Source organism: Aquirufa sp. (assembly GCF_044342065.1).
Taxonomy (GTDB): domain Bacteria; phylum Bacteroidota; class Bacteroidia; order Cytophagales; family Spirosomataceae; genus Aquirufa.
On sequence record NZ_JBIIQN010000002.1, the window covers coordinates 28,298 to 50,114 of the forward strand.

General features: G+C 43.6%; 18 protein-coding genes. 8 read left to right on the forward strand and 10 right to left on the reverse strand.

Annotation, left to right across the window (positions count from 1 at the left end; genetic code table 11):
* Nucleotides 1-198: 198 nt before the first annotated feature.
* The gene (locus ACIQZ2_RS01060) at nucleotides 199-1,068 is read right to left on the reverse strand and encodes a sugar phosphate nucleotidyltransferase (RefSeq protein ID WP_395766979.1); all 870 of its coding nucleotides are present in this window, start codon (nucleotides 1,066-1,068) and stop codon (nucleotides 199-201) included.
* A gap of 3 nt (nucleotides 1,069-1,071) precedes the next feature.
* Nucleotides 1,072-2,148: a mevalonate kinase gene (locus ACIQZ2_RS01065; protein WP_395766980.1), complete on the reverse strand. Its 1,077-nt coding sequence runs from the start codon at nucleotides 2,146-2,148 to the stop codon at nucleotides 1,072-1,074.
* 76 nt (nucleotides 2,149-2,224) lie between these two features.
* On the opposite strand from ACIQZ2_RS01065, the gene ACIQZ2_RS01070 reads away from it, so the two are divergent.
* Nucleotides 2,225-3,310, forward strand: a complete 1,086-nt coding sequence (locus ACIQZ2_RS01070; protein ID WP_395766981.1) for a DUF5009 domain-containing protein — start codon at nucleotides 2,225-2,227, stop codon at nucleotides 3,308-3,310.
* Between the two features lie 299 nt (nucleotides 3,311-3,609).
* Here ACIQZ2_RS01070 and ACIQZ2_RS01075 read toward each other — a convergent pair whose 3' ends face one another.
* The 3 genes from ACIQZ2_RS01075 to ACIQZ2_RS01085 form a co-directional block, all read right to left on the reverse strand.
* Nucleotides 3,610-3,984 (reverse strand): group III truncated hemoglobin, encoded by a 375-nt coding sequence (locus tag ACIQZ2_RS01075; protein WP_395766982.1) that lies wholly within the window; start codon nucleotides 3,982-3,984, stop codon nucleotides 3,610-3,612.
* On the reverse strand, nucleotides 3,984-5,303 hold the full coding sequence (locus ACIQZ2_RS01080) for a vanadium-dependent haloperoxidase (RefSeq protein WP_395766983.1): 1,320 nt from the start codon (nucleotides 5,301-5,303) through the stop codon (nucleotides 3,984-3,986). The genes ACIQZ2_RS01075 and ACIQZ2_RS01080 overlap by 1 nt, the downstream gene beginning before the upstream one ends.
* A 61-nt stretch (nucleotides 5,304-5,364) precedes the next feature.
* Entirely contained in the window at nucleotides 5,365-6,558 is a 1,194-nt protein-coding gene (locus ACIQZ2_RS01085) for an NAD(P)/FAD-dependent oxidoreductase (protein WP_395766984.1), read from the reverse strand.
* Between the two features lie 87 nt (nucleotides 6,559-6,645).
* Between ACIQZ2_RS01085 and ACIQZ2_RS01090 the strand changes: the two genes are divergently transcribed.
* Genes ACIQZ2_RS01090 through ACIQZ2_RS01100 form a run of 3 tightly spaced genes read left to right on the forward strand, consistent with a single transcriptional unit; the run spans nucleotide 6,646 to nucleotide 8,965 of the window.
* Nucleotides 6,646-7,407 carry an alpha/beta fold hydrolase gene (locus ACIQZ2_RS01090; RefSeq protein WP_395766985.1) on the forward strand — a complete coding sequence of 254 codons (762 nt, stop codon included), beginning with the start codon at nucleotides 6,646-6,648 and terminating at the stop codon, nucleotides 7,405-7,407.
* Between the two features lies 1 nt (nucleotide 7,408).
* Nucleotides 7,409-8,077 (forward strand): hypothetical protein, encoded by a 669-nt coding sequence (locus ACIQZ2_RS01095; protein WP_395766986.1) that lies wholly within the window; start codon nucleotides 7,409-7,411, stop codon nucleotides 8,075-8,077.
* A gap of 3 nt (nucleotides 8,078-8,080) precedes the next feature.
* Nucleotides 8,081-8,965 (forward strand): NAD kinase, encoded by an 885-nt coding sequence (locus ACIQZ2_RS01100; RefSeq protein WP_395766987.1) that lies wholly within the window; start codon nucleotides 8,081-8,083, stop codon nucleotides 8,963-8,965.
* A 243-nt stretch (nucleotides 8,966-9,208) separates the two neighbouring features.
* Here the strand turns inward: ACIQZ2_RS01100 and mutS are convergent, their stop codons facing one another.
* Nucleotides 9,209-11,839, reverse strand: coding sequence for a DNA mismatch repair protein MutS (gene mutS / locus ACIQZ2_RS01105; RefSeq protein ID WP_395766988.1), 2,631 nt, complete (start codon nucleotides 11,837-11,839; stop codon nucleotides 9,209-9,211).
* Between the two features lie 76 nt (nucleotides 11,840-11,915).
* Here mutS and ACIQZ2_RS01110 point away from each other — a divergent pair, with 76 nt between their 5' ends.
* From ACIQZ2_RS01110 to pgeF, 3 genes are read left to right on the forward strand one after another with little or no spacing between them, the layout of a single operon-like run.
* Entirely contained in the window at nucleotides 11,916-13,673 is a 1,758-nt protein-coding gene (locus ACIQZ2_RS01110) for a GMC family oxidoreductase (RefSeq protein ID WP_395766989.1), read from the forward strand.
* Nucleotides 13,673-14,296 carry a gluconate 2-dehydrogenase subunit 3 family protein gene (locus ACIQZ2_RS01115; protein WP_395766990.1) on the forward strand — a complete coding sequence of 208 codons (624 nt, stop codon included), beginning with the start codon at nucleotides 13,673-13,675 and terminating at the stop codon, nucleotides 14,294-14,296. Before ACIQZ2_RS01110 ends, ACIQZ2_RS01115 begins: the two co-directional genes overlap by 1 nt.
* The gene (pgeF, locus tag ACIQZ2_RS01120; RefSeq protein WP_395766991.1) at nucleotides 14,286-15,023 is read left to right on the forward strand and encodes a peptidoglycan editing factor PgeF; all 738 of its coding nucleotides are present in this window, start codon (nucleotides 14,286-14,288) and stop codon (nucleotides 15,021-15,023) included. Before ACIQZ2_RS01115 ends, pgeF begins: the two co-directional genes overlap by 11 nt.
* A 98-nt stretch (nucleotides 15,024-15,121) precedes the next feature.
* On the opposite strand, the gene ACIQZ2_RS01125 is transcribed toward pgeF, so the two are convergent.
* Genes ACIQZ2_RS01125 through ACIQZ2_RS01135 form a run of 3 tightly spaced genes read right to left on the reverse strand, consistent with a single transcriptional unit; the run spans nucleotide 15,122 to nucleotide 19,424 of the window.
* A complete protein-coding gene (locus ACIQZ2_RS01125) occupies nucleotides 15,122-18,205 on the reverse strand; it encodes a hypothetical protein (RefSeq protein ID WP_395766992.1) in 3,084 nt (1,027 codons plus the stop codon).
* Nucleotides 18,206-18,226: 21 nt separating this feature from the next.
* A complete protein-coding gene (locus ACIQZ2_RS01130) occupies nucleotides 18,227-18,721 on the reverse strand; it encodes a T9SS type A sorting domain-containing protein (RefSeq protein WP_395766993.1) in 495 nt (164 codons plus the stop codon).
* Between the two features lies 1 nt (nucleotide 18,722).
* On the reverse strand, nucleotides 18,723-19,424 hold the full coding sequence (locus tag ACIQZ2_RS01135; RefSeq protein ID WP_395766994.1) for a hypothetical protein: 702 nt from the start codon (nucleotides 19,422-19,424) through the stop codon (nucleotides 18,723-18,725).
* A 619-nt stretch (nucleotides 19,425-20,043) separates the two neighbouring features.
* Here ACIQZ2_RS01135 and ACIQZ2_RS01140 point away from each other — a divergent pair.
* Nucleotides 20,044-20,781: a helix-turn-helix domain-containing protein gene (locus ACIQZ2_RS01140; RefSeq protein ID WP_395766995.1), complete on the forward strand. Its 738-nt coding sequence runs from the start codon at nucleotides 20,044-20,046 to the stop codon at nucleotides 20,779-20,781.
* Nucleotides 20,782-21,060: 279 nt separating this feature from the next.
* Here the strand turns inward: ACIQZ2_RS01140 and ACIQZ2_RS01145 are convergent, their stop codons facing one another.
* A complete protein-coding gene (locus tag ACIQZ2_RS01145) occupies nucleotides 21,061-21,777 on the reverse strand; it encodes a carboxypeptidase-like regulatory domain-containing protein (protein ID WP_395766996.1) in 717 nt (238 codons plus the stop codon).
* Nucleotides 21,778-21,817 lie beyond the last annotated feature (40 nt).

Here is a 21,817-nt window from a genome sequence, read left to right on the forward strand (position 1 = left end):
AAATCGGCGCGCAAAGCGCCTCAAACTTTGGCAATCCTGAAAGGTTTGCCAAAGAAAAAACAAAAAAAAAGACGCGAAGTATCGCGTCTCTACAAAATCGGCGCTCAATGCGCCTCAAACTTTGGCAATCCTGAAAGGTTTGCCAAAGAAAAAAACGGACTAACGTCCAGTGTCCAACGTCCAACGTCCAGCGTCTAATTAAAAATCCCCGTACGTCTCCTCCAAATACTGCTTCATAACCAAAATGTCTTCCTTCGAAGTTAAATCTGGAACATTCTCAGCTAATGGAATGGTGTAAAAACCACGACCTTCTCCCTCCCCAAACATGACCACCGACGTAGGTAATTCCTTTTCATTACGCACCGCATGGAACGGAGTCTTCGCTAAATAAGGAAGGAACGTGGATGCCTCGAAGACAAATACGTTCATACTCACACCTAAGCGACCGATCTTCGCCATCAATTCCTCAGCTTGTTCTGCCGTTGGCTTTTCAATAATCTCCAATAAATATCCATCAACATCTGTACGAATCAAAGCAAAAGCTGATATACGCTCCGCTGGATACAATAAACTATCGCGGTGATACGAGATTAAGGCATTCGGTTCCGGAGAAGCCCAAAGCGTTTTCAACGCATTCACACTATATAAGTTGTCTGAATTACATACAATTACACGACCCGTTTGCCAATCCGCATGTTGCATCAACGCTTGATAAACCGCATCCGCCGTTCCTGCTGGCTTCTCGCGATCCGCAGGGATTTGTTGGCGTGCGAACACGATTTTCATGCCCCAACAAGCATCTTTGGCCATTAAACTTTCGCAATATTCCTGCGAAACGGTATCCGTTGGGTGTAACAATAACATAACCTCCTCAATCCCCGCCAAATGCGCATTATATAATTGATAATCGATTAAGGTCTTTCCATTCTTACCCACCTGAATCATTCCCTTCGTCACCGAGTTTGCTTGTGCAACTAAGTTTGGATCTAAATCACTCGCTCCTTCGGCCATCGCCTTCTTCATGCGGGAAGCCATACCGCCCGCCAAAATCAATAATCTCTTTTTCATATCTTAATAAAATAAACTTGCTTTCTCTGCTTGCGTACCTACATCGACGCGAATGATATACCCTTTTCCACCTACCTCATTAATCGCTTGCACCACCGCTTCCGGATTTTCCGGCGCGTAGGCAAACATGCAACCGCCTCCACCTGAACCATTAATCTTTGCCCCTAATGCTCCAGCTCCTAATGCAGCCTCAATCATGCGATCGATTTTCGGCGTCGAAATGCGCTTGTGTTGACGCAAATTCACTTGATGCTGGTTCAATAAGTCCCCTAAACGCGCATCCTCCCAAGGAGTATCGCCCTCAAACATGGCTTTAGCAGCCAGTAAAATATCGCGATCTGAAATATTGGCAGCTAATAAAATCCATTCATCTGCGCTTAATAAAGACTTATAATCCTCACAGGATCTTAGGTCCGTCGTTGCCAAATCAAAAGACGGATCCACCTTTTTTATTTTTTCAATGCCACCCAAGGTGCCAAATTTGACATGCGTCAAAATACCCAAGGTATCCTTTGGTTCGAAAGAATCGCCTAAAACGAATGTGCCGAGATCCCGGGCATACGTTTTAATGTCAATTTCAGGCTTGCTCGCTAAGTAAATAACATTGCCCACCGCCGTAGCGTATTGATCCATCATCCCTCCCGGTTCCGTAAATTCCAATACTTCGGCCTCGTAGGTAATTTCGCCCACTTCCTTTTGGGAATAACCGAGCTTATACATTTCATTGAGCAATTGCACCCAAGAAACGAGCAAGGCAGACGAACTCGATGTGCCCGAATTAATTGGAATATTACCGCGAACTTCTAATTCCAATCCTTTGTCGATGACATGTCCGCGGCGCTGCAATACGTTGCAAACACTTTTGAAATAATCACGTTCCTGCGTATATGCCAACGGGTAATCTAGGACGAATTCGTCACTTTTTTGCACATCAGGTAGTTCGAAATGAACGATACGATCGGGGCGAAACACCCCTTTAATTTGAATGCGCTTAGAAATTGCAGCCGCAATAACGGGAAGACCTAAATAGTCTTGGTGTTCACCAAACAAACAAATCCTCCCCGGAGTAGATACAATCATATGCATTGACAATAAACAAAAGTACAAAATTGATTTTAAAAAAATAGTTTACCTTTGAACCACGCAATCTAAACCAATGATTACAAACCGCTTCCCTGCTGTTGATTATTTTCGAGGGTTTATCCTATTTCTTTTGGCAGCCGAAAGTACCGGCTTATATGAACACCTAGATACGCTATTCCCTCATTCATTTGTTTTGAAGCAATTTTTTCATGCCGACTGGCAAGGATTGCATTTTTGGGATTTAATCCAACCGGGATTTATGTTGATCGCTGGATCTTCCCTCTATTTTTCAACCTATAAAAGATTAGACCAAGGCGCAAGTTACGCAACGCTTTGGCCTCATATAATCAAAAGGTCAATTTTGCTATTTCTTGCCGGAACAGGCTTGCATTGCATTTACCGAGGCGAAATGGTTTTGGAACTTTGGAATGTATTAACCCAACTAGCCTTCACAACGCTAATCACTTTTTTTCTATTACGCTTTTCGATTCCCTTGCAAATTGCAGCCTCTCTATTATTGTTATTGATTGCTCATTCGCTGTATATGTTTAGCTCGATTCCAGGGTTCGATCAACCATTTACACCGGATCAAAATTTTGGATCGTATGTTGACCTACTCGTGATGGGTAAGTTAAGTAACGGCCATTGGATTGCCATGAATTTCCTACCCACCGCAGCTCATACGATTTGGGGCGGATTAATCGGCCGATTGATACACAGAACCAATCCACCTAAAACCGTCTTGCGAACATTAATTGGGCTCGGACTGTTAGGAATCATCGTGGGATATGGCCTCGATTTTGCCGGGATACCTATTATTAAACGAACGGTAACACTCTCATTTATTGCGGCATCAGGCGGATGGGTTACCTTACTGATGGCTTTATTTTATGCCAATTGGATGAAAGGCACAGGACAAATTCAATTACCAAAGTACCTTCATGCATTAGGTAATAATTCCATCTTCATTTATATATTTTTTGAGACGATAGTCACTCAGTGGTTGAATAAAACGACGCACATTTTCGTGGGCGGTTTTGCACATCTGGTTTCGATTCCCGAAGCATGGGGCGATGTGCTCAATTCCATTGTGGTGCTGATGATAATTGTTCGGCTTGCTACCTGGCTGGATGGGAAGAAGATTTATTTCAAGTTGTAGAGACGCGATACCTCGCGTCTGAAAAAGTAGAGACGCGATACTTCGCGTCTGAAAAAGTAGAGACGCGATACCTCGCGTCTGAAAAGTAGAGACGCGATACCTCGCGTCTGAAAAGTAGAGACGCGATACCTCGCGTCTGAAAAGTAGAGACGCGATACCTCGCGTCTATTTAAAAAAGACGCGAAGTATCGCGTCTCTACAAAACAAAAAAAGACGCAAAGTATCTCGTCTCTACAAAACAAAAAAAAGACGCAAAGTAAAGCGTCTCTACAATTAGACTTCGGACTAACGTCCAACGTCTAACGTCCAGCGTCTAATTTATATGCCCACGTCTGCGCAATATTCCATGCTTTTGTCTTCGCCTCCTCGGTTTTTGGACCAGCAAAATGAGCGTCTAGGGTTTTGGAAAACATTTCAAACCAACGGTCAAAATGGGCCATTGTCAGGGGTACTTTTTGATTAATCTCCAGATGTGGACGCATGGGAGCCCCTTTGTAATTTGAACCGTCGAGCAAAAGCATCTCCCAGAAATCGTACATTTTGGGTAAGTGATGCGCCCAATCCACTTGCATCACATCGATAAAAACATGCCCCACCAAATCATCCGATTGCATACCCCCATAGAAGGCATCTACAAAAACCTTGATGTCATCTCGAGAGGCTATGTCGTGCATTACATACGTGTTTTGACATTGGCCAATAACCATTGACCTACTTTCGAACCTTGCTTCGCTCCTTCGTCCAAGGCTGGGCGGAAGTGAATACCGCCATACAAACGGCTTATAGACGCCTCATCAGCAGCTTGAATAAATGACGTAAACTTACGCGGCGGTAGGCCGTAAGGAACCTCCGTAGAATCATTGAACGCCACATTATCTCCATAAACTTTCGTTAACACCTCAGCGGCTGCACGGGAGATTGTACTATGCCCCGACGTATATTCAGGGAATGGCGGTGTTTGTAAAACAGGAATCCAAGATTTATCTACTGATGCATTGATGATGGTTTCTGGACGGATGCGAATCGAACGGTATTTTTCATCCCAACAAGAAACAAACCCATCAAAAATGGCAATGGAAGTTAGTGCTAATGCCTCAGCTGTTTCAGTATAGCCTTTCTTATATTGACGGGAGATTTGAGCAACAATGCCCAACCAGTGCCCACCTGGCGACATTTTCTTGGTAGCAAACATCGCATGACCTGTGATGTTCATTTTGAATGGATTACAATCCCAGAAATTAGCAATATCACGTTGTTCATTGGTTAAATTCCTCACCGTCTCATACGAATCCATTACCTCCTTGTAATATGGACTCCCCTTGGTCATATCAAATTTGGAAGGCGTTGGTGCACGAAATTGACTCGCAGAATCCAATATCACAGGACGAACTTTATTCCAAAATGGCTCCACAGCATCCATGTAAGCAGGGGGCGTAGGCGTCCATGTTCCTGGTAAATTTGTTACCGTGAAACGGAAACCACGCGTTTGTTTATAATTGTCTTTGGCAGCCCAGCGCATAACCGATGCGGCAATCGAATCTCCCAAGGCAACCGAACGTTCGTATACATCATCTGGCATACCCGTTTTACGAAAATCTTCTTCAATCTGCTTGTCAAATTCAACATATAGCTCCTGAGCGAAAGTCAGTTTCTTACCTACCGATAGAAACGCACGTGTAGAAGCCAATGGATAGCAGTATTCTTTTCCTGCTTCCGGTTTCGCCACAGATTCAAATCCGTTTAACTGACCTACTAATGATTTAAACTTGGGATTTCCCAAAATCGCAGCTTCATACCCAGCCACACTTGAATACATATAAATACGGGATGATACTGGCGGAGCGAAAATATCGTGGATGATACTTTCTGTCAACATATTTTGCGCTCGCTCCAAGAAACGCGGATCGGCAGCTTCTTTTTGATAGTCAGGATTCGTTTTTTTGCAAGAAATGGCCATAATACCTACGGCCAAAAGAACAAATATTTTCTTCATAAGGGTCAATTTACCGGACAAATATACGGCTTTCTATCCAAAAAACCCTGATGAAAATCAGTTATAGAAGGCTTTGTATCGCTGCTTTTTCCCCAGAAACGAGCGCCCCTTGCAAAGAAGGCATTTCACAATAATCACCCGCCAAAATAAATCCTTTGGACGCAGCCGTTTGCTTCAAGGCATCAAATGCCCCCACTTTCGCTAATGACCTCGGGATTGCATAGGCCTTCAAAAATTTCAAACCCTGTACATCTTCGTATTCGGCCAACAAACGAAGCGCTTCCTCCGGCTCAAGGCCAAGGTCCAAGCTCGTTGCCTGAATCAAGTCTTTACCTTTCGGAGCATAATCCGCAGCCACGTGGGAAAGAAAACAGTAATGAAGTAATTTTGACCCCCCCGGAATAAGGTGTAATAAGGTATCTTGTACTTCACGGAAGGGCGATGAAAAATAAAAGGTTTTTGAACCCAAATGAACTGATTCAGGTAATGCTACGTGCATTAATTTAGCCGCAGCGTGTGGATCCAAGGCTATAATTACACGATCGAATTCAAGTAATTCGCCCCCCTTAAGTTCCAATTTATTTGACGATAATTGAATAACCTCTGCTCCAAATCGAATAGATTCCGAAGGCAAACTGTCCAGTAGTTGATCCGCTAATGCTCCCATCCCTTTGGCAGGCAATGCCGCTTGCCCCTCCAAAAACTGTCGCATGTAAAAGAAAAATAAGGAAGCTGGTTGCTGCAAATGTTCATCCAAATAAATGCCACGAAAAAACGGCCGAATAAACTTCGTTTGAAATGCCTCTGAAAAACCCCAACGATTCAACATATCAGACGTACTTTCATTTGATTGAACTAGTTCATCTGCCGACCATTGTAGGTTAAACCACAATCGACCTAATAAAAAAATATCGTTAAATGAAATTACATGCGGAATCAAGTCCAGTAATTTCAAACCCGAACGCAATGGATTCAAGAAAGAAGTCCATTGTGCCCTAATCCACAATCGCGCACCTGAATCAAATGCTTGAAGTTGTAGGGCCGTCAAATCAAAAGATTGTTGGACTCCCGAATAATTCGTTTGCAAAACCTGAAAACCCCGATCTAAGATAAATCCTTCTACTAAATCTGATTGAATACGCCCACCGGCACGATCAGATTTCTCCAACAATACAAATGGAACATTTTTTCGGTGCAATTGGGTAGCAGCTTGTAATCCGGCGATTCCGGCCCCGATAATAACAATTGGCTTCATAACTTGTTTAATAAATAACAAACTGCAAAAAGGTAGAAAAGTTTGATTGCTTTTTTATTACTTTGCAAATTAAATAGTCCCCAAGGAATGAATTATACGATTAAGGAGGAAAACAATTACCTGTATATTGATGAAGGCCAAGGAGAAATCCTACTTCTTTTGCACGGTTTGTTTGGAGCGCTGAATAACTGGAAGGGAGTAATTGATCATTTTTCTAAAAATTACCGGGTCATCATTCCATTGATGCCCATTCACGATATGCCTATCAAAGAGGCTGGTTGTGAAGGCTTAACTACCTTCATCGAAGGGTTTATTGACTACAAAAAACTTGATACATTCAGTGTGGTTGGCAACTCCTTAGGAGGCCATGTGGCCCTGATATATACGTTAAAACATCCTCAAAAAATTGAGCGATTGATTTTAACAGGTTCTTCTGGTCTGTTTGAAAATTCCATGGGCGGTTCGTACCCTAAACGTGGCAATTACGAATACATCAAAGAACGTGTGGAGTATACATTTTACGATCCCAAAACAGCAAGCAAAGAATTGGTGGATGAAGTATTTGAAATCACCAACAGCATCCCTAAAGTGATGCGCATCATTGCCATTGCCAAATCAGCTCAAAGGAACAATATGGCAAAAGATATTGTTCGCATCAATAAGCCCACTTTGTTAATTTGGGGCTTAAACGACACCATAACACCGCCTCACGTAGGCCATGAATTCAATTCCTTGATTCCTGGATCTGAATTGCAATTCATAGACCGTTGTTGCCATGCGCCCATGATGGAAAGACCTGAAGAATTCAATGTGATTTTGCAAAACTGGCTCGATAAAAACCCCTTATAGGATGTTGGCCCTCACCTACCTTTCCTACGATTTTCCTACCCTATCCTTACAGGATTCCATCCAAAAGGGATTAAAAATTCTGCACCAATCCAAGCAAGAAAATCTAGCTGTGCTGGATGGCAAACAATTGGTAGGGAATGTGACTGAACGCATGTTAATTCAATGCGCGCATCCGGATGGTAAAATTGCCCAATTGCACGATGATTTAGCCCAATATAGTCTTGAATCTGAAGAGGATGTCCTTGCTAGCCTACCTTGGTTTGAGGCAAGCGGATTTTCCATGCTTCCCGTGACGGATGAAACAGGGAGATTTCTTGGCTATTTAGCGTCCAACGCTGTAGCACAGGTTTTACTAAATAATGGCTTCAACTCATCCAATGGCGGAATTATTTACATTCCATTCCACAGCCAGCGTGATTCTTTTAGCATGATAGCCCGGCACATAGAGGAAAATAATGGACTCATTACGCGTTCCTTCATGATTCAAAACCCCAAAGATCCGATGGGACTACCGGAATTGGTTATTCAGGTACAAACGGAACAATTTTCAGTCATTATTCAGAGTTTGGAACGACACAGCATTCACATCGAAAAAGCCTTTCATTTTGGCAAAAATGAAACGATTGATACCTCGCGATTTGATCTGCTATTAAAATATTTAAACCCCTAGTTCGTGTCTTTAAGCATAGCTATTCATGGTAAATCTTTTTCGGCCGATAACCGTCCGTTGATGGAAAAACTATGGCAAGTTTTATGCGAAAAGCCCTGCGAAATTGTGTTATCAGCCTACTTTAAAAATCACTTGAAAGAACACGGTTTTGCGGTTGACAACTTAGCGTCATACGAAGAAAAATCAGGAACTCCCGACCATGTTCAGATGGCTTGGAGTATCGGTGGCGATGGGACTTTACTGGAAACTTTAACACATATAGGAGCCAAAGAATTACCTATTTTAGGTATAAATACGGGCCGCTTGGGCTTCTTAGCTACCTTATCTCCTCAAGAGGTGGGTGCGGCTGTAGACCAATTAATGGCTGTTAATTACCGGATAGAGGATCGGACCTTGGTTTCGGTGCAATCGGAAATTGACTTATTTGATGGAAAGCAATTTGGCTTGAATGAGGTGGGAATTATGAAGACGGACACATCCTCCATGATTGTCATCAAGGCTTATGTGGACGGAAATTACCTGAATACCTACTGGGCGGATGGATTGATTGTTTCTACAGCTACGGGGTCAACGGGTTATTCGCTTTCTGTAGGTGGACCTTTGGTTATGCCAAGCTCCGATATTCTCATCATTGCTCCCATGAGCCCGCATAATTTAAACGTGCGTCCTTTGGTGGTATCGAGTGATGCCAAATTGAAATTTGAAGTAACGAGTCGGAGCCAAAATTTCCTAATTTCCATCGACTCCCGTTCCCGTGTCATCGATAGCAAATTCACCATCGAAGTTCAAAAAGCACCTTTCACAGCCAAAATCGTTAAAATCCCCGGAGATGATTTCTTGCAAACGTTAAGAAATAAATTGAATTGGGGGTTAGATGTTCGAAATTAATTTGTAGAGACGCGATACTTCGCGTCTTTTTGTTTTGGACGGGATACCTCGCGAAATTTATTGTAGAGACGCGATACTTCGCGTCTTATTGAAAAAAAGACGCGAAGTATCGCGTCTCTACAATGTCATTTTGAAAAAAAGACGCGAAGTATCGCGTCTCTACAAGTCATTTTGAAAAAAAGACGCGAAGTATCGCGTCTCTACAATGTCATTTTGAAAAAAAAGACGCGAGGTATCGCGTCTCTACAACAATCTTTTAAGCTCATTCAACTTCAACAACGCCTCAATCGGTGAAAGCGTATTCACATCCAGCGAGCCTAATTGCTCCTCGATTTTCTTCAAACCTTCGGGGATTTCAGCACCGAATAAACTCAACTGGTAATTGTTTTTCGGCATGTCTTTGAGCTTCTCTACATTGTCTTCGAGCACATGATCCTTTTCTAAATTCTGCAGAATCTCATGCGCACGTAAAACAAGCGAGGTTGGCATACCGGCCATTTGAGCCACGTGAATACCAAAACTATGGGCCGATCCACCGGGGACCAATTTCCGTAAGAAAATAATCTTATTGCCCACTTCCTTCACCGATACGTGGAAATTCTTGATGCGTGGAAAGTCTTCCGTTAATTCATTTAATTCGTGGTAGTGCGTGGCAAACAAGGTTTTGGCCCGATATTTCGGGTGGTTGTGCAAATGCTCCGAAATCGCCCAAGCCATGGAAACCCCGTCATAGGTCGAGGTACCCCGACCGATTTCATCCAATAAGACCAATGAATTATTGGATAAATTATTAAGGATCGCAGCGGTTTCCGTCATCTCCACCATGAAGGTTGATTCACCTTTGGAAAGGTTATCCGACGCCCCTACGCGAGTAAATACTTTGTCTACCAATCCGATCGATGCCGAAGTAGCCGGTACGAAAGAACCCATTTGCGCCATCAAAACAATGAGGGCCGTCTGACGTAAAAGGGCCGACTTACCCGCCATGTTCGGACCGGTAATCATGATGATTTGTTGGGTCTCGTTATCCAAATATACGTCATTGGGCACATAGACTTCCCCCAAAGGTAATTGCTGCTCAATAACAGGATGACGCCCGGCTTCTATCTGTATCGAATCACCCGTGTGCAAAGAAGGCTGCACATATTGATTGCGTTTGGCTACAACGGCAAAACTTGTCAATACATCCAAGGTCGCGATGCCGTGTGCATTCAACTGAATCAATTCTAAATATTCAAGTGATTCACGCACCAACTCCTGAAAAATCCCAAATTCAATCGTCGAAATCTTATCTTCCGCACTTAAAATCTTCTCCTCATATCCCTTTAATTCCTCCGTAATGTAACGCTCCGCATTAACCAAGGTCTGCTTGCGAATCCACTCCGGCGGAACACGGTCTTTGTGCGCATTGGTCACCTCCAAATAATAGCCAAAAACCTTATTATAGGCCACTTTCAGCGACGTAATCCCCGTCCGTTCGATCTCCCGTTTCTGCATTGCAGCGAGGTAATCCTTGCCGTTGGTCGATAATAAATGAAGCTCGTCCAACTCCGCCAGATACCCCGTTTTGATAATGCCACCCTGATGCACGAGCATCGGCGCGTCGTCACGCAAGGCTGATTCAATCTTATGCACCAAATGCAAACACGGATTCAATTGATCCGCCCACTTCTGTAAAATTTCAGCGGGATGTGAGGCCAAGGTTTCCTTGATCGCTGGAATTTGTTGGAGCGCGCGTTTCAATTGCACCAATTCCCGCGGATTAATCCGACCAGCTGCCACTTTGGAAATCAAACGCTCCAAATCACCAATGGGCTTCAAAAGCGAAATCAACAAATCCATCGTCTCCTCTAACTCCAATAAACCAGCGACTCCAGCTTGGCGTTCTTGTATCGCAGCCAAATCTTTCAGCGGCAAGACCATCCATTTCCGCAACAAACGAGCCCCCATCGGAGTCATCGTTTGGTCCATCAAATCAATCAAAGGAACACCGCCTTCTTGAACCGAATAAACGAGTTCAAGATTACGAATGGTAAAGCGATCCAGCCACACATATTTATCTTCTTCGATCCGCTGAATGGTCGCGATGTGACCCACTTGCTTATGTTCAGTTTCAGCTAAATAATGCAAAATCACACCCGCAGCAATGATACCTAAGGGCATGCCTTCAATACCGAAACCCTTCAAATTTTTAGTCTTAAAATGTTCGGTCAACAAAGGATAGGTAAACTCATGGGAAAAAATCCATTCTTCTAGCGAGAAGGAATGGGTCTGATCGCCAAAATTTTCTAGGTAAATCGACCGGTATTTTTTGGGAAATAAAATCTCCGACGGCATAAAACTTTGCACCAGCTTTTGGATATATGCCAATGGTCCTTGTGAACACATGAATTCTCCGGTAGAGATATCCAAAAATGCCACGCCATATTGCGCATCTTTTTCTTGGTAGCTGATTGCAGCAACGTAATTATTGCGTTTGTTATCGAGTACTTGATCGTTGAACGAAACTCCAGGCGTCACTAATTCGGTAACGCCGCGTTTGACAATTCCTTTGGCCTCGGCGGGATTCTCCAACTGGTCACAAATCGCGACGCGCTGGCCGGCACGCACTAATTTGGGTAAATAGGTATCCAACGAATGGTAAGGGAAACCGGCTAGGTGATCGTCAGCATTGCCGTTATTACGGCGGGTCAACGTGATTCCTAAAATTTTGGAAGCCTTCACCGCGTCCTCCCCAAAGGTCTCATAAAAGTCCCCTACCCTGAATAGCAAAATCGCCCCAGGATACTTGGCTTTGATCTGATTAAACTGTCGGGAAAGTGGGGTTTCGCCTTTTTTCAAAGGCTCCTGCCCATCGGGGTTTTTTTTGGCCAAAATTTTTGTCGCTAATGAAAACAAAAATAAGTCAAATTTTATACATTTACCATTCTTTAAAACCTTATCAAAAACTATGATTAATTCGTCTATATACATTCAATCCCAGCAGGAAGTTTTCGACGTGGTGATTGTGGGCTCTGGAGCCGGTGGAGGGATGGCAGCGCATACATTAACGAAGGCAGGAGCCAAAGTTTGTGTGTTGGAGGCAGGCCAACCGTTCGACCCAGCTGACCCAAAAGATATGACCCAAATGAAATGGCCTTACGAGTCATTGCGTCGCGGTTCAAGTTCTTCACTCCGTAATTTTGGTGATTTTGATGCTGCTTATGGCGGGTGGGATATCGAAGGAGAACCTTACACACGTAAAGATGGCACTAAATTCGACTGGTTCCGTTCACGGATGGTCGGTGGTCGTACAAACCACTGGGGACGTATTTCCTTACGTTTTGGACCGGATGATTTTAAAAGAAAAAGTATTGACGGTTTAGGTGACGACTGGCCAATTGGCTATGACGACATGAAGCCTTACTACGATAAGGTGGATAAAATGATTGGGGTTTTCGGGACCAACGAAGGCTTGCGCAATAATCCAGATGGGTATTTCTTGCCTCCTCCGCAGCCTCGTTTGCATGAATTAATGATCAAAAAGGCGAATAAAGCCTTGGGTATTCCGACCTATCCGTCTCGGATGTCGATGTTGACAAAACCCATTAACAACGAGCGTGGCCAATGTTTTTATTGTGGTCAGTGTAATCGCGGGTGTTCTGCCTATGCGGATTTCTCTTCGTCATCGGTATTGATTAAACCATCTGCGGCTACAGGAAATCTGACGATGCTTCCTTTTGCGATGGCACGTGAAGTAACGACCGATCCGGCAACAGGTTTAGCGACAGGCGTTTCGTATATCCACACAGGTACGATGCAAGAATATACCGTACGAGGTAAAATTGTGGTTTTGGCAGCCAGTGCGGGTGAAACAGCGCGTTTATTATTGAATTCAAAAAGCTCACGCTTCCCGAATGGTTTGGCCAATTCGAGTGGCGTTGTAGGTAAATATCTAAATGACTCCACGGGGGCATCTCGTTCAGCCATCATTCCGAAGTTGTTTGACAGAAAACGTTATAATGAAGATGGTGTGGGTGGTATGCACATTTACACTCCATGGTGGTTGGATAACGCTAAATTAGATTTCCCACGCGGATACCACATCGAATACGGTGGAGGTATGGGTATGCCAAGCTACGGTTTCGGTTGGGGCATTGAAGGCCTAAATGGCCGCGAAAATTTCACACGTGATGGTTTGAAAAAAGCAGCGGGTGGATACGGAGCAACCTTGAAAGAAGATTACCGCCGATTCTACGGAGCTTATGTAAATTTCGCAGGACGTGGTGAGCCGGTTGTTCGCGAGGACAATTACTGTGAGATCGACCCGAATGTGGTGGATAAATACGGTATTCCGGTGTTACGTTTCCATTACAAATGGGCTGATTACGAAGTAAAACAAGCCAAACACATGCAGGATACCTTTGAGGAAATCATCCATGCCATGGGTGGTGAAGCGATGGGTAAAAAGCCGGGAGCGGATAGCAATTACGGGTTGGCGGATCCAGGACGTATCATTCACGAAGTGGGAACGGCGCGTATGGGAGACAATAAGAGTACATCGGTATTGAACTCGAATTGTCAGGCACATGACGTGAAGAACTTATTTGTCGCGGATGCGGCACCGTTCGTATCGCAGGGTGATAAAAACGCCACGTGGACGATTTTGGCTTTGTCACTACGCACCTCAGAATACATCATTGATCAACGCAAAAAAGGCAACCTATAATGAAAAGAAGAGACTATTTAAAAAATATGGGCTTGAGTTCGTTGGGCTTAGCCGTATTCAATCCCGATGAGAAGGCGATTGAGAATTTAGAATTAGCCAAAGTTCCGGTGAAAAGACCAAACGGTCGGACGCAAGACGAGGCCGAAATGGAGGCACGTTTACAAGCGGAAGTATTCTTGAACAAACATGAATTGGATACGATTACGATTTTGTCGGACATCATCATTCCGGCCGACAAGAAATCGGGCAGTGCGTCGCAATCGGGCGTTACGGCATTCATTGAATTCATTGTGAAAGATAAGCCGGAGTTTAAGACACCGATGCGCGGTGGATTGCGTTGGTTGGACTCGGAGTCCAATAAGCGTTTTGGCAAAAAATTCATTGAGATTACGGCGGCGCAGCGCATCAACATTGTAGATGACATTGCGTATCCGAGCACGGCTCCGAAGCATTTGTCGCAAGGGGTGAGTTTCTTTACGTTGATGCGTAATTTAACGGCCACTGGATTTTATACATCCAAAATCGGCATTGCGGATTTAGAGTACAAAGGCAATACCCCGAATCAGTGGAACGGTGTTCCGGATGAGGTATTGAAGCAGTATGGTTTAAGTTATGACGCCTAGTCGGGTTGTCAGACCTCGCATATTTTCTCATATTCCACAGCTCGTGGCGGGCATTTCGACTCGCCACGGGGGTGTGAGTTCTCAGGCTTATCAAAGTTTAAATTTAGGGATACATACGGACGATGATCCGGCGGCGATTGAGGCAAATCTGAAGCTTTTTTGTTCCGATTTAGGTATTTCGCCGGACGCTTTGGCGCGTTCGTATCAGGTGCATGGATCTGAAATTTGGACGACGTCGGAGGCGGGGTACCAGACAGGTTTTGATGCTGTTTTGACATCTGAGCAGGGTATTTTCGCGGGTGTGGGCATCGCGGATTGTTGCCCTATCCTTCTCGCCGACCCAGTCCTTAAAACCGCCGCAGCGATTCATGCCGGTTGGAAAGGCACCGTGGCTCAAATCGTTCGCAAAACGGCCACCTCGATGATCGAAGCGGGATCAAATCCCGCGGATATACTCGCGTACATCGGCCCTTGCATTAGCTTGGAAAACTTCGAAGTGGGCGACGAGGTAGCGGAGCAATTTGAGCAGAAGGAAAAACGCGGTGATCGCTGGCATGTGGATTTAAAGGCTACGAATGCGGCGCAATTGCGGGATGTAGGAATTAATCAGATGGAGATTTCGGCGTATTGTACGGTGGCCAACAATGATGTTTTTTTCTCGCACCGTAGCGAAAAAGGGATTACAGGCAGGATGCTGGCGGTGATTGGATTTCAGTTAAGGGGGTAAACGCTATCGGGGCCTGCGACCCCGGCGTAATTACCACGTAGATGTGCGTTGCGAATGATTACTGATTGAAATAAACTGATTTTCTCGAAATATAAGGATTAAAATGAACGGATAGCCACAACATAATTGGTTGAAGATTTAGCATCCTGATAGGTGTTCGTAGATGAATTAGCTCCTAAAGCGTAAGCCAAATAAGCATAATCACTTCTTTCCGAAGATGACCAATGAACATGTGTCGCAAAATTACAGTTAGGGAAATAGGCTGATTGAGCGGCAAAAAGTGTTAATTCGTAGGCGTTTGGCAAATACCAATCTGAAAATTGAGGTGTAATTGTTACACCACCCACAACAACCGCACTGCTTAAATAAGTAGCAGCCCAAAAAGCTGCGCTCCTTGGTCCAGTCCCTGGATCACCATTACCATAGGTTGGCACAGGGATAACATTCAGAATTCTTTGTGTATTCAATTTACCACCTAAGACACCATAAAAACTTGTTGTCCCGACGTAGGAATTAGATCCGCCACCCCATGTCATTGCTTGACCGTTATTTAATTCTGTATTTGCACCAATCAACCCATGCGCTCCTCCATCCCATACATAAAATACAATTCCACCACCATAAGATTCACCAATGGTATGCGTTACACCACCAGGAGTGGTCCAAGCTGCTGATCCAGTGGAATTAATACTAAGAACTTGTCCTGCTGTGGCATTATGGGTATTTGGATATGTAACAGTTCCTGCGGTAAGCGTTCCTGTTGTTTTAACATTAGTTATGGCCGTTGAGCCAGTTACCACGCCATCACCTCCTAATTGAATGGTATTTGCTGCGCTAGTCGCCGCCTTGTATCCAATGGCAGTTGAATTAGCAAAAGAAGCAGTTGCATATCCTCCAATCGCGACAGCATTTGCAGCTGTATGGGAATAAGTACCAATGGCTACCGAATTTGCGCCTTGACTTATTTGGCCTGCAACATCACCAATGGCAACGGCATTTGCGCCTTGTGTATATTGAGCAGCGTTAACACCAATAGCGATTGATCTAGTACCTTGACTTGAACCACCAGCAACATATCCTAATGCCACTGCAAAAGCTCCTTGGTTTGTTTGGCCCGCTGCACCACCAAAAGCAAAAGCTCCCTCGGCTTGATTTGTTTTACCGGCATCTGCGCCAATGGCAACCTTTGTTCCTGCTAATCCAAGCACAGCTTGTATGCCTGCAATCGTTGTCTGTCCCGTTCCCCCATTCAATACAGGTAAGGTACCTGAATACGATGTAGCCGTTACGCCACTCCATGATGTATTTGTCCCATCAGTCGTTAAATATTTTCCTGTATTACTTGCTTGATCAGGAACCAACGCATTCAATGCTGAATTGGCTGTGGAGGCACCTGTTCCTCCCGCTGTAATCGGTAAAGTCCCTGTCGTCAAGGCACTTGAACTTGTTGCATAAACGGCACCGCCATTCGTTACTGAACTTAATCCTGTTCCTCCATTAGCTACTGGAACTACGCCAGAAATGGTATTCGCTGAATTAGCGGGTGCTGCCCATGTCGCACTTCCACTTACATCATAGGTTAATACATGACCTGCAGTCGCAGGCGCGATGGAACTAATGGGCGTTCCGCGTAATTTGACAACCGATGGGCTCAACGCTGTTCCACTTAAATCCCCAGTCAATTGAACAATCCCTTTAGAGGAGCTGCTTGCATCTACTGCTCCAGCTGAAACCTGAGCATCTACGTATGCCGTCGTGGCTAGCTTCGTTGAATTATCTCCAAGTGTTGGTGTCGGTGCCGTTGGCGTTCCCGTAAAAGTTGGTGAGTTAATATTTGCTTTCGCATCCACGGTAGCTTGCAAGGCAATACCAGTAGTAGCCGTTTGTACAAAGGCAGTGGTCGCTAATTTAGTCGAATTATCAGAGGATGCTAGTGTAGGCGCCGTAGGTGTTCCCGTAAATGCAGGCGAAGCAATGTTTGCCTTGTTTGCCAAATCTGCCGCTAGTGCCGTTCCCAGCGTCGCTTGATCCACGTAATCTTTTACCGCTTTGACCGAAGGGTATTTCGTATTATCCGTTCCGTCGGCTAGCACGTTCAACGATTTATTTGCTGTGTTTTCTTTGCCCGCTAAAGCCGGTACCGTCGGGCTAGTGGCCGTACCACCAAGATCACCTGCCAGTTGCACTTTACCTGCCGCCAAAGTCGTTGCATCCGGCACGCCCGTTGTTGCTATTTGCGAGATGACTTGATCCACGTAGGCTTTCGCAGCCTTCTGACTTGGATAAGCCTGATCTGATGGATTCGCGCCTCCTAAATTTGTATCTGTGGATTTATTGGATTGCATTTCAGCAACGCCTGTTAGATTGCTTACTGTTGAATTTGTCACGTTCAGTTGGCCTTGCAAACCGCCAAACTGTGCATTCATGGTGTTATTATTCACCGTGATCTGGTTTTGTTGGTCTGTAATTTTAGTGTTTATCGTGGTAATCGAGCTCGTGTTAGCTACTACCTGTTTATCTATACTTGTTAAGTTTTGATTCACTACTAAAAACGTCGCATCGCTCGCTTGTTTATTGTCGGCTATATTCTGATTCGCCGTCGCGATTTTTGAGCTGTTGCTTTGAATATCTGTCTTCAACGGATTCAAATCCTTGGGAATCAAAAAACCTTCATCGTTTGAGAATTGCGATAATTTGGTAGGTGCCTCACGTACGTTCTTGTAATCAACTGCTTCTGCATAAAGCGCGTAAGGTGTGTAATTAAAACTTTGTGTACTTACTTGCTTGAAGCTGCTACAACCATCATAGCTGACACTTACCTTCAAGCTCTTAACACTCGCGTTCCATACAATGCTCTCAAAGCTTTGGTAGACGCTCGTGCTGTTACCCGCTTGGGCTTGGCTGCCGGTTCCAATCGCCACACTTACGAGTCCAAACTCATCCGTGGTGACTTGTTGGGTTTCTTCGTAATCCAACCCTCCCGTGGCATTCAGCAAGCTGAATTGTAGACATACATTGCCTTTGTTTAAGGGCTGGCCGGTAATGCTGGCTCCCGGAATGTCGATCGCCTTCGGATCGAGAATAACGGCTTGGTAATTCAGCGTCTTTTTGTTGGACTGCGCGTAGGCACTCAGGCTCAAAAAGCTGATGGTGATGAAGAGTAAATGCTTTAAATTTTTCATGGTAAGTTTACATTTTCAGAACTACTGAACTGCTTTGATAAGTGTTTTTATTTGCGGTTTTCCGTGGTGGAAAACTTGTAAGATGTATTTGCCAACTTTAATATCTTTGAATTGATTTAGGCTTATTTCTGTCTGTTTTTCATCGTATACCCCTTCCCAGATTAAATTCGCGTCGATGTCATACAGCATCAGGCGGGTGGGTAAGTTAGTCGGCTTGTTTAGCTTCACAGTTAATTGGTCCACAAAGGGATTCGGGAAGGTTTCCACCGACCAATTCACAGGTTCACCCGCGCTGAGCATGCTCGTAATCGAAGTCTTTTGACTCATTACACCAAAAGGCTGCTTGAATCCCTGGCGGACTTGCTTGTTGGTTCCCGTAGCCACACTCGACTGCCCCACAACCTGCGAGGCGTAGGCGCCTTTGGAAATCCCTGAGGATGCCAACGTCGAAAGTTTCAAGTATTGACCTGAACTGCTTAGGCTGATAAGAAGTAAAAAGAGTAGATATCTATGCATATTAGTTCATGAAGCGAATGCCTACCGAGAATACAGTTGGCTTGAAGTTTAATGTTGATTGTCCTTCGGGCTGGTCATTCAGCGTTTGGGTTTGTTGGTAGGATACATATCCGGCCAACTTATCCGAGAAGCGTTTCTCAACCTCTGCGCCATAGCCACCCATAAATTTGATCTGGCTAAACTGTGGATCTTGGGTTAAGTCCTCATAGCGATTCATTAGGAGTTGATTGCCATGTACGATTTTATTGATGCTGGCAATCCCTTGTAGGTTGATTGCTGTCTTCCATGGTAAGGGTATGCGGATACCGAATTTTCCGTTTACGCCTAGGAAATCGGTTTGATAGGAAAAGGCGTTATTTTGAATGTCCCCTACTGCGTTCATTTGGGTGAACTGCAATCCTAGATCGTAATTCAATAAGCTTAGCAGCTTAGCGATCTTCGCATTTTGAGAAAGGTAAATCGCGAAGGGCGTTTGCTCGAGTTTTTGTTGGGTAGTGTCGACCAAACTAGCTTTATGAAAAGCTAATTGGAAAGAAAGACCGGAGCCTGACTTCAAACCATCGACTAGTTGGCCTTGTTCATTTTGGTAATTGAACTGCGTCAGGGCGATGCCTTGGGTCAGTTTGAATTGTTGGCCGTAAGCTACTTGAACCAGCAACAAGGCTGTACCAATGAGCAACGAACGCGGGATGATAAGCTTCATGAGTAACATTTTTGTTTGGACTACATTTTAAAGTCAGTACAAAAATGGTTCCTTATGTAGGCTATTGTGGTCCGGAATGGACCTAAAAAAGTGTAATTGATTTTTTTTTACACCACCTTGAAAAAGTATATGAGTGTAACTATAATCATTTTCATACCTTCGGTTCGAAAATTAATTAAACACAAACATGATATATACGTCAATCTTCATCAATATCATCCTGTGTTTACTTTTAGTTAATTTTCAATGGAAGGATCAAAAGGCAATCATATACCTCTGTTTTGTATTGATTATTTTCAATATTCGACAGCTTACTTTATTGCTTCTTAATTCTCAGTTCGATGACATCATACTAAGCCAATTAATTTTTGTAACGGACCCATTAACCTGCCTTTTGGGCCCAATGATATTTTTATATTTTAAAAGTTTAATTGAGAAGAAACTATATGTTAACTATCTATTTTTCCTATTCTGCATCCCTAGTTTATTGATTGTTATAAATCTTTGGCCTTATTATCATTTTTCATTTGATGAAAAACTAAGTATAGTTAGAGCAATAAAAAATAATACGTTTATAAGAGACTATCCCGTTAATCATACGATGCTTATCGGGTTTAATATGCAGCGATTACTTATTGTCACCTTCAATATCGTATTTATTGTATATTCCTTTTTTTTCACTTTTAGAGCTAATAAAAACAATAACATCAAAGCTAAAAATGCGGGAATGATCTATTCAACACTGAGCCTTGTTTTTATCTCAAGCTTTCCCCTTTTCCTATTTCTCTTGTATGCGAATTTTACCATACCAGGAACATTTAGGTTTACCTTTCTACTACCGAATAATCTCTATTCGGAGAAAATATATTTATTTACACTTACTCCTTCCATATGTCTTTTGTTCTTTCCCAAATTAATTTATGGGCTTAATCAAAGTAATTCAATTATAAACCGGGTACGGGAAAACTTTCGAGATTTCTTCACACACACCACTGAGCCCATCGCTCCTGCGGTCGCCTTTACTTCAGAAAAAAACCAAATCATTGATTATATAACCAAGGAAAAGCCCTATTTAAATCCCACATTTTCCATTCATACCGTATCCAAAGATTTAAATATTCCACATTTACAAGTTTCAAAAAGTTTCAACAAAGAGATGGGCATTTCGTTTCCAGAATACCGTAAAAGAAAACGCGTGGAACATGCCATTGAACTATTTAAGGGAGGTGCGCACAAAAAAATGTCCATTGAAGGTGTGGGTACACAAAGTGGATTTAAGAATAAATCATCCTTTTTTCTGGCTTTTCAAAGTGCGTTTAACATGACTCCTAGTGAGTGGATAGCAAAAAATTTATAATTTTTCGATACAATATTCGTGTTCATAGGTCCTAGCCATATCCCGATCGAAATAAGGAGTGAGTTAGGAGATTACATTGGATATAGTGGTTAAATAGAAGAAAATATCGCGGGGAGTAAACGCTGCCGGGGTCTACGACCCCGGCAGCGTTACCCCACAAAGCTACCAAAAGCAAAATGGAAACCGTCCCAGAAAACTGATAAAATAAGCCCTAAAAAACTTAGAAATACACTATTTCAAAGGAACAACACAAGGAACCTGATAAACTGAGACAAGCCTTTAATTCTTACGTAAATCTTGCTTAAATTGTTGGGGAGTAATTAACTGCTTCGGCTGTAATTCAAAGGCCTCTTTGTAATCCTTTCGTTTCAAATCCCCATTCTTTATCGACTTAATAAAACTCATCCAAGCAAAAGGGTTTGTCAAGGTCATCAAGGGGCTCGCGACGAATGTCCGATTCGCCTGCGAAGAAATCATCATATCAGAGAAATTTCGGAAATTAGAATTGGCCCCCAAACCCGCTTGCAAAGCGAAAACGTTCAACTTCGATTGCTCCAAATTATCCGCTAAAATCGCACGCTGCTTTTCATCCCGTAAACGTAAATTCAAAAAGGCCTTCTTGAACTCCTCCTCACTCGCATGTGGGAAAACTTTCACCTCCGACAACATTCGTGAATCTTCTTTCATCTCAATAATCGCTTGGTGAACCACCCCCGTTGAACGCGGAATAATATAGGATTGTGGCTTAAAACCGACATAAGTTACCACAACACTATCCCCTGGAAACACATATAAATCGACCGCTCCAAAATTATCACTCAAGGCTCCACGTCCTGCTTGAGGAATGTAAACGTAAGCCAGTGGAAGGTATTCCGAATTCGTGGCAGAAATGATACGCGCATTAAACAATACCGTCTTGTCCTGCCCCTGCGCGAATACTTTTGTGCTAGCAAACAAGCACAATGCAAACACAACAAAGAAATACTTCTGAAACATGACGCAAGTAAATAAAAAAATAAATACCTTTTTTCTTAAT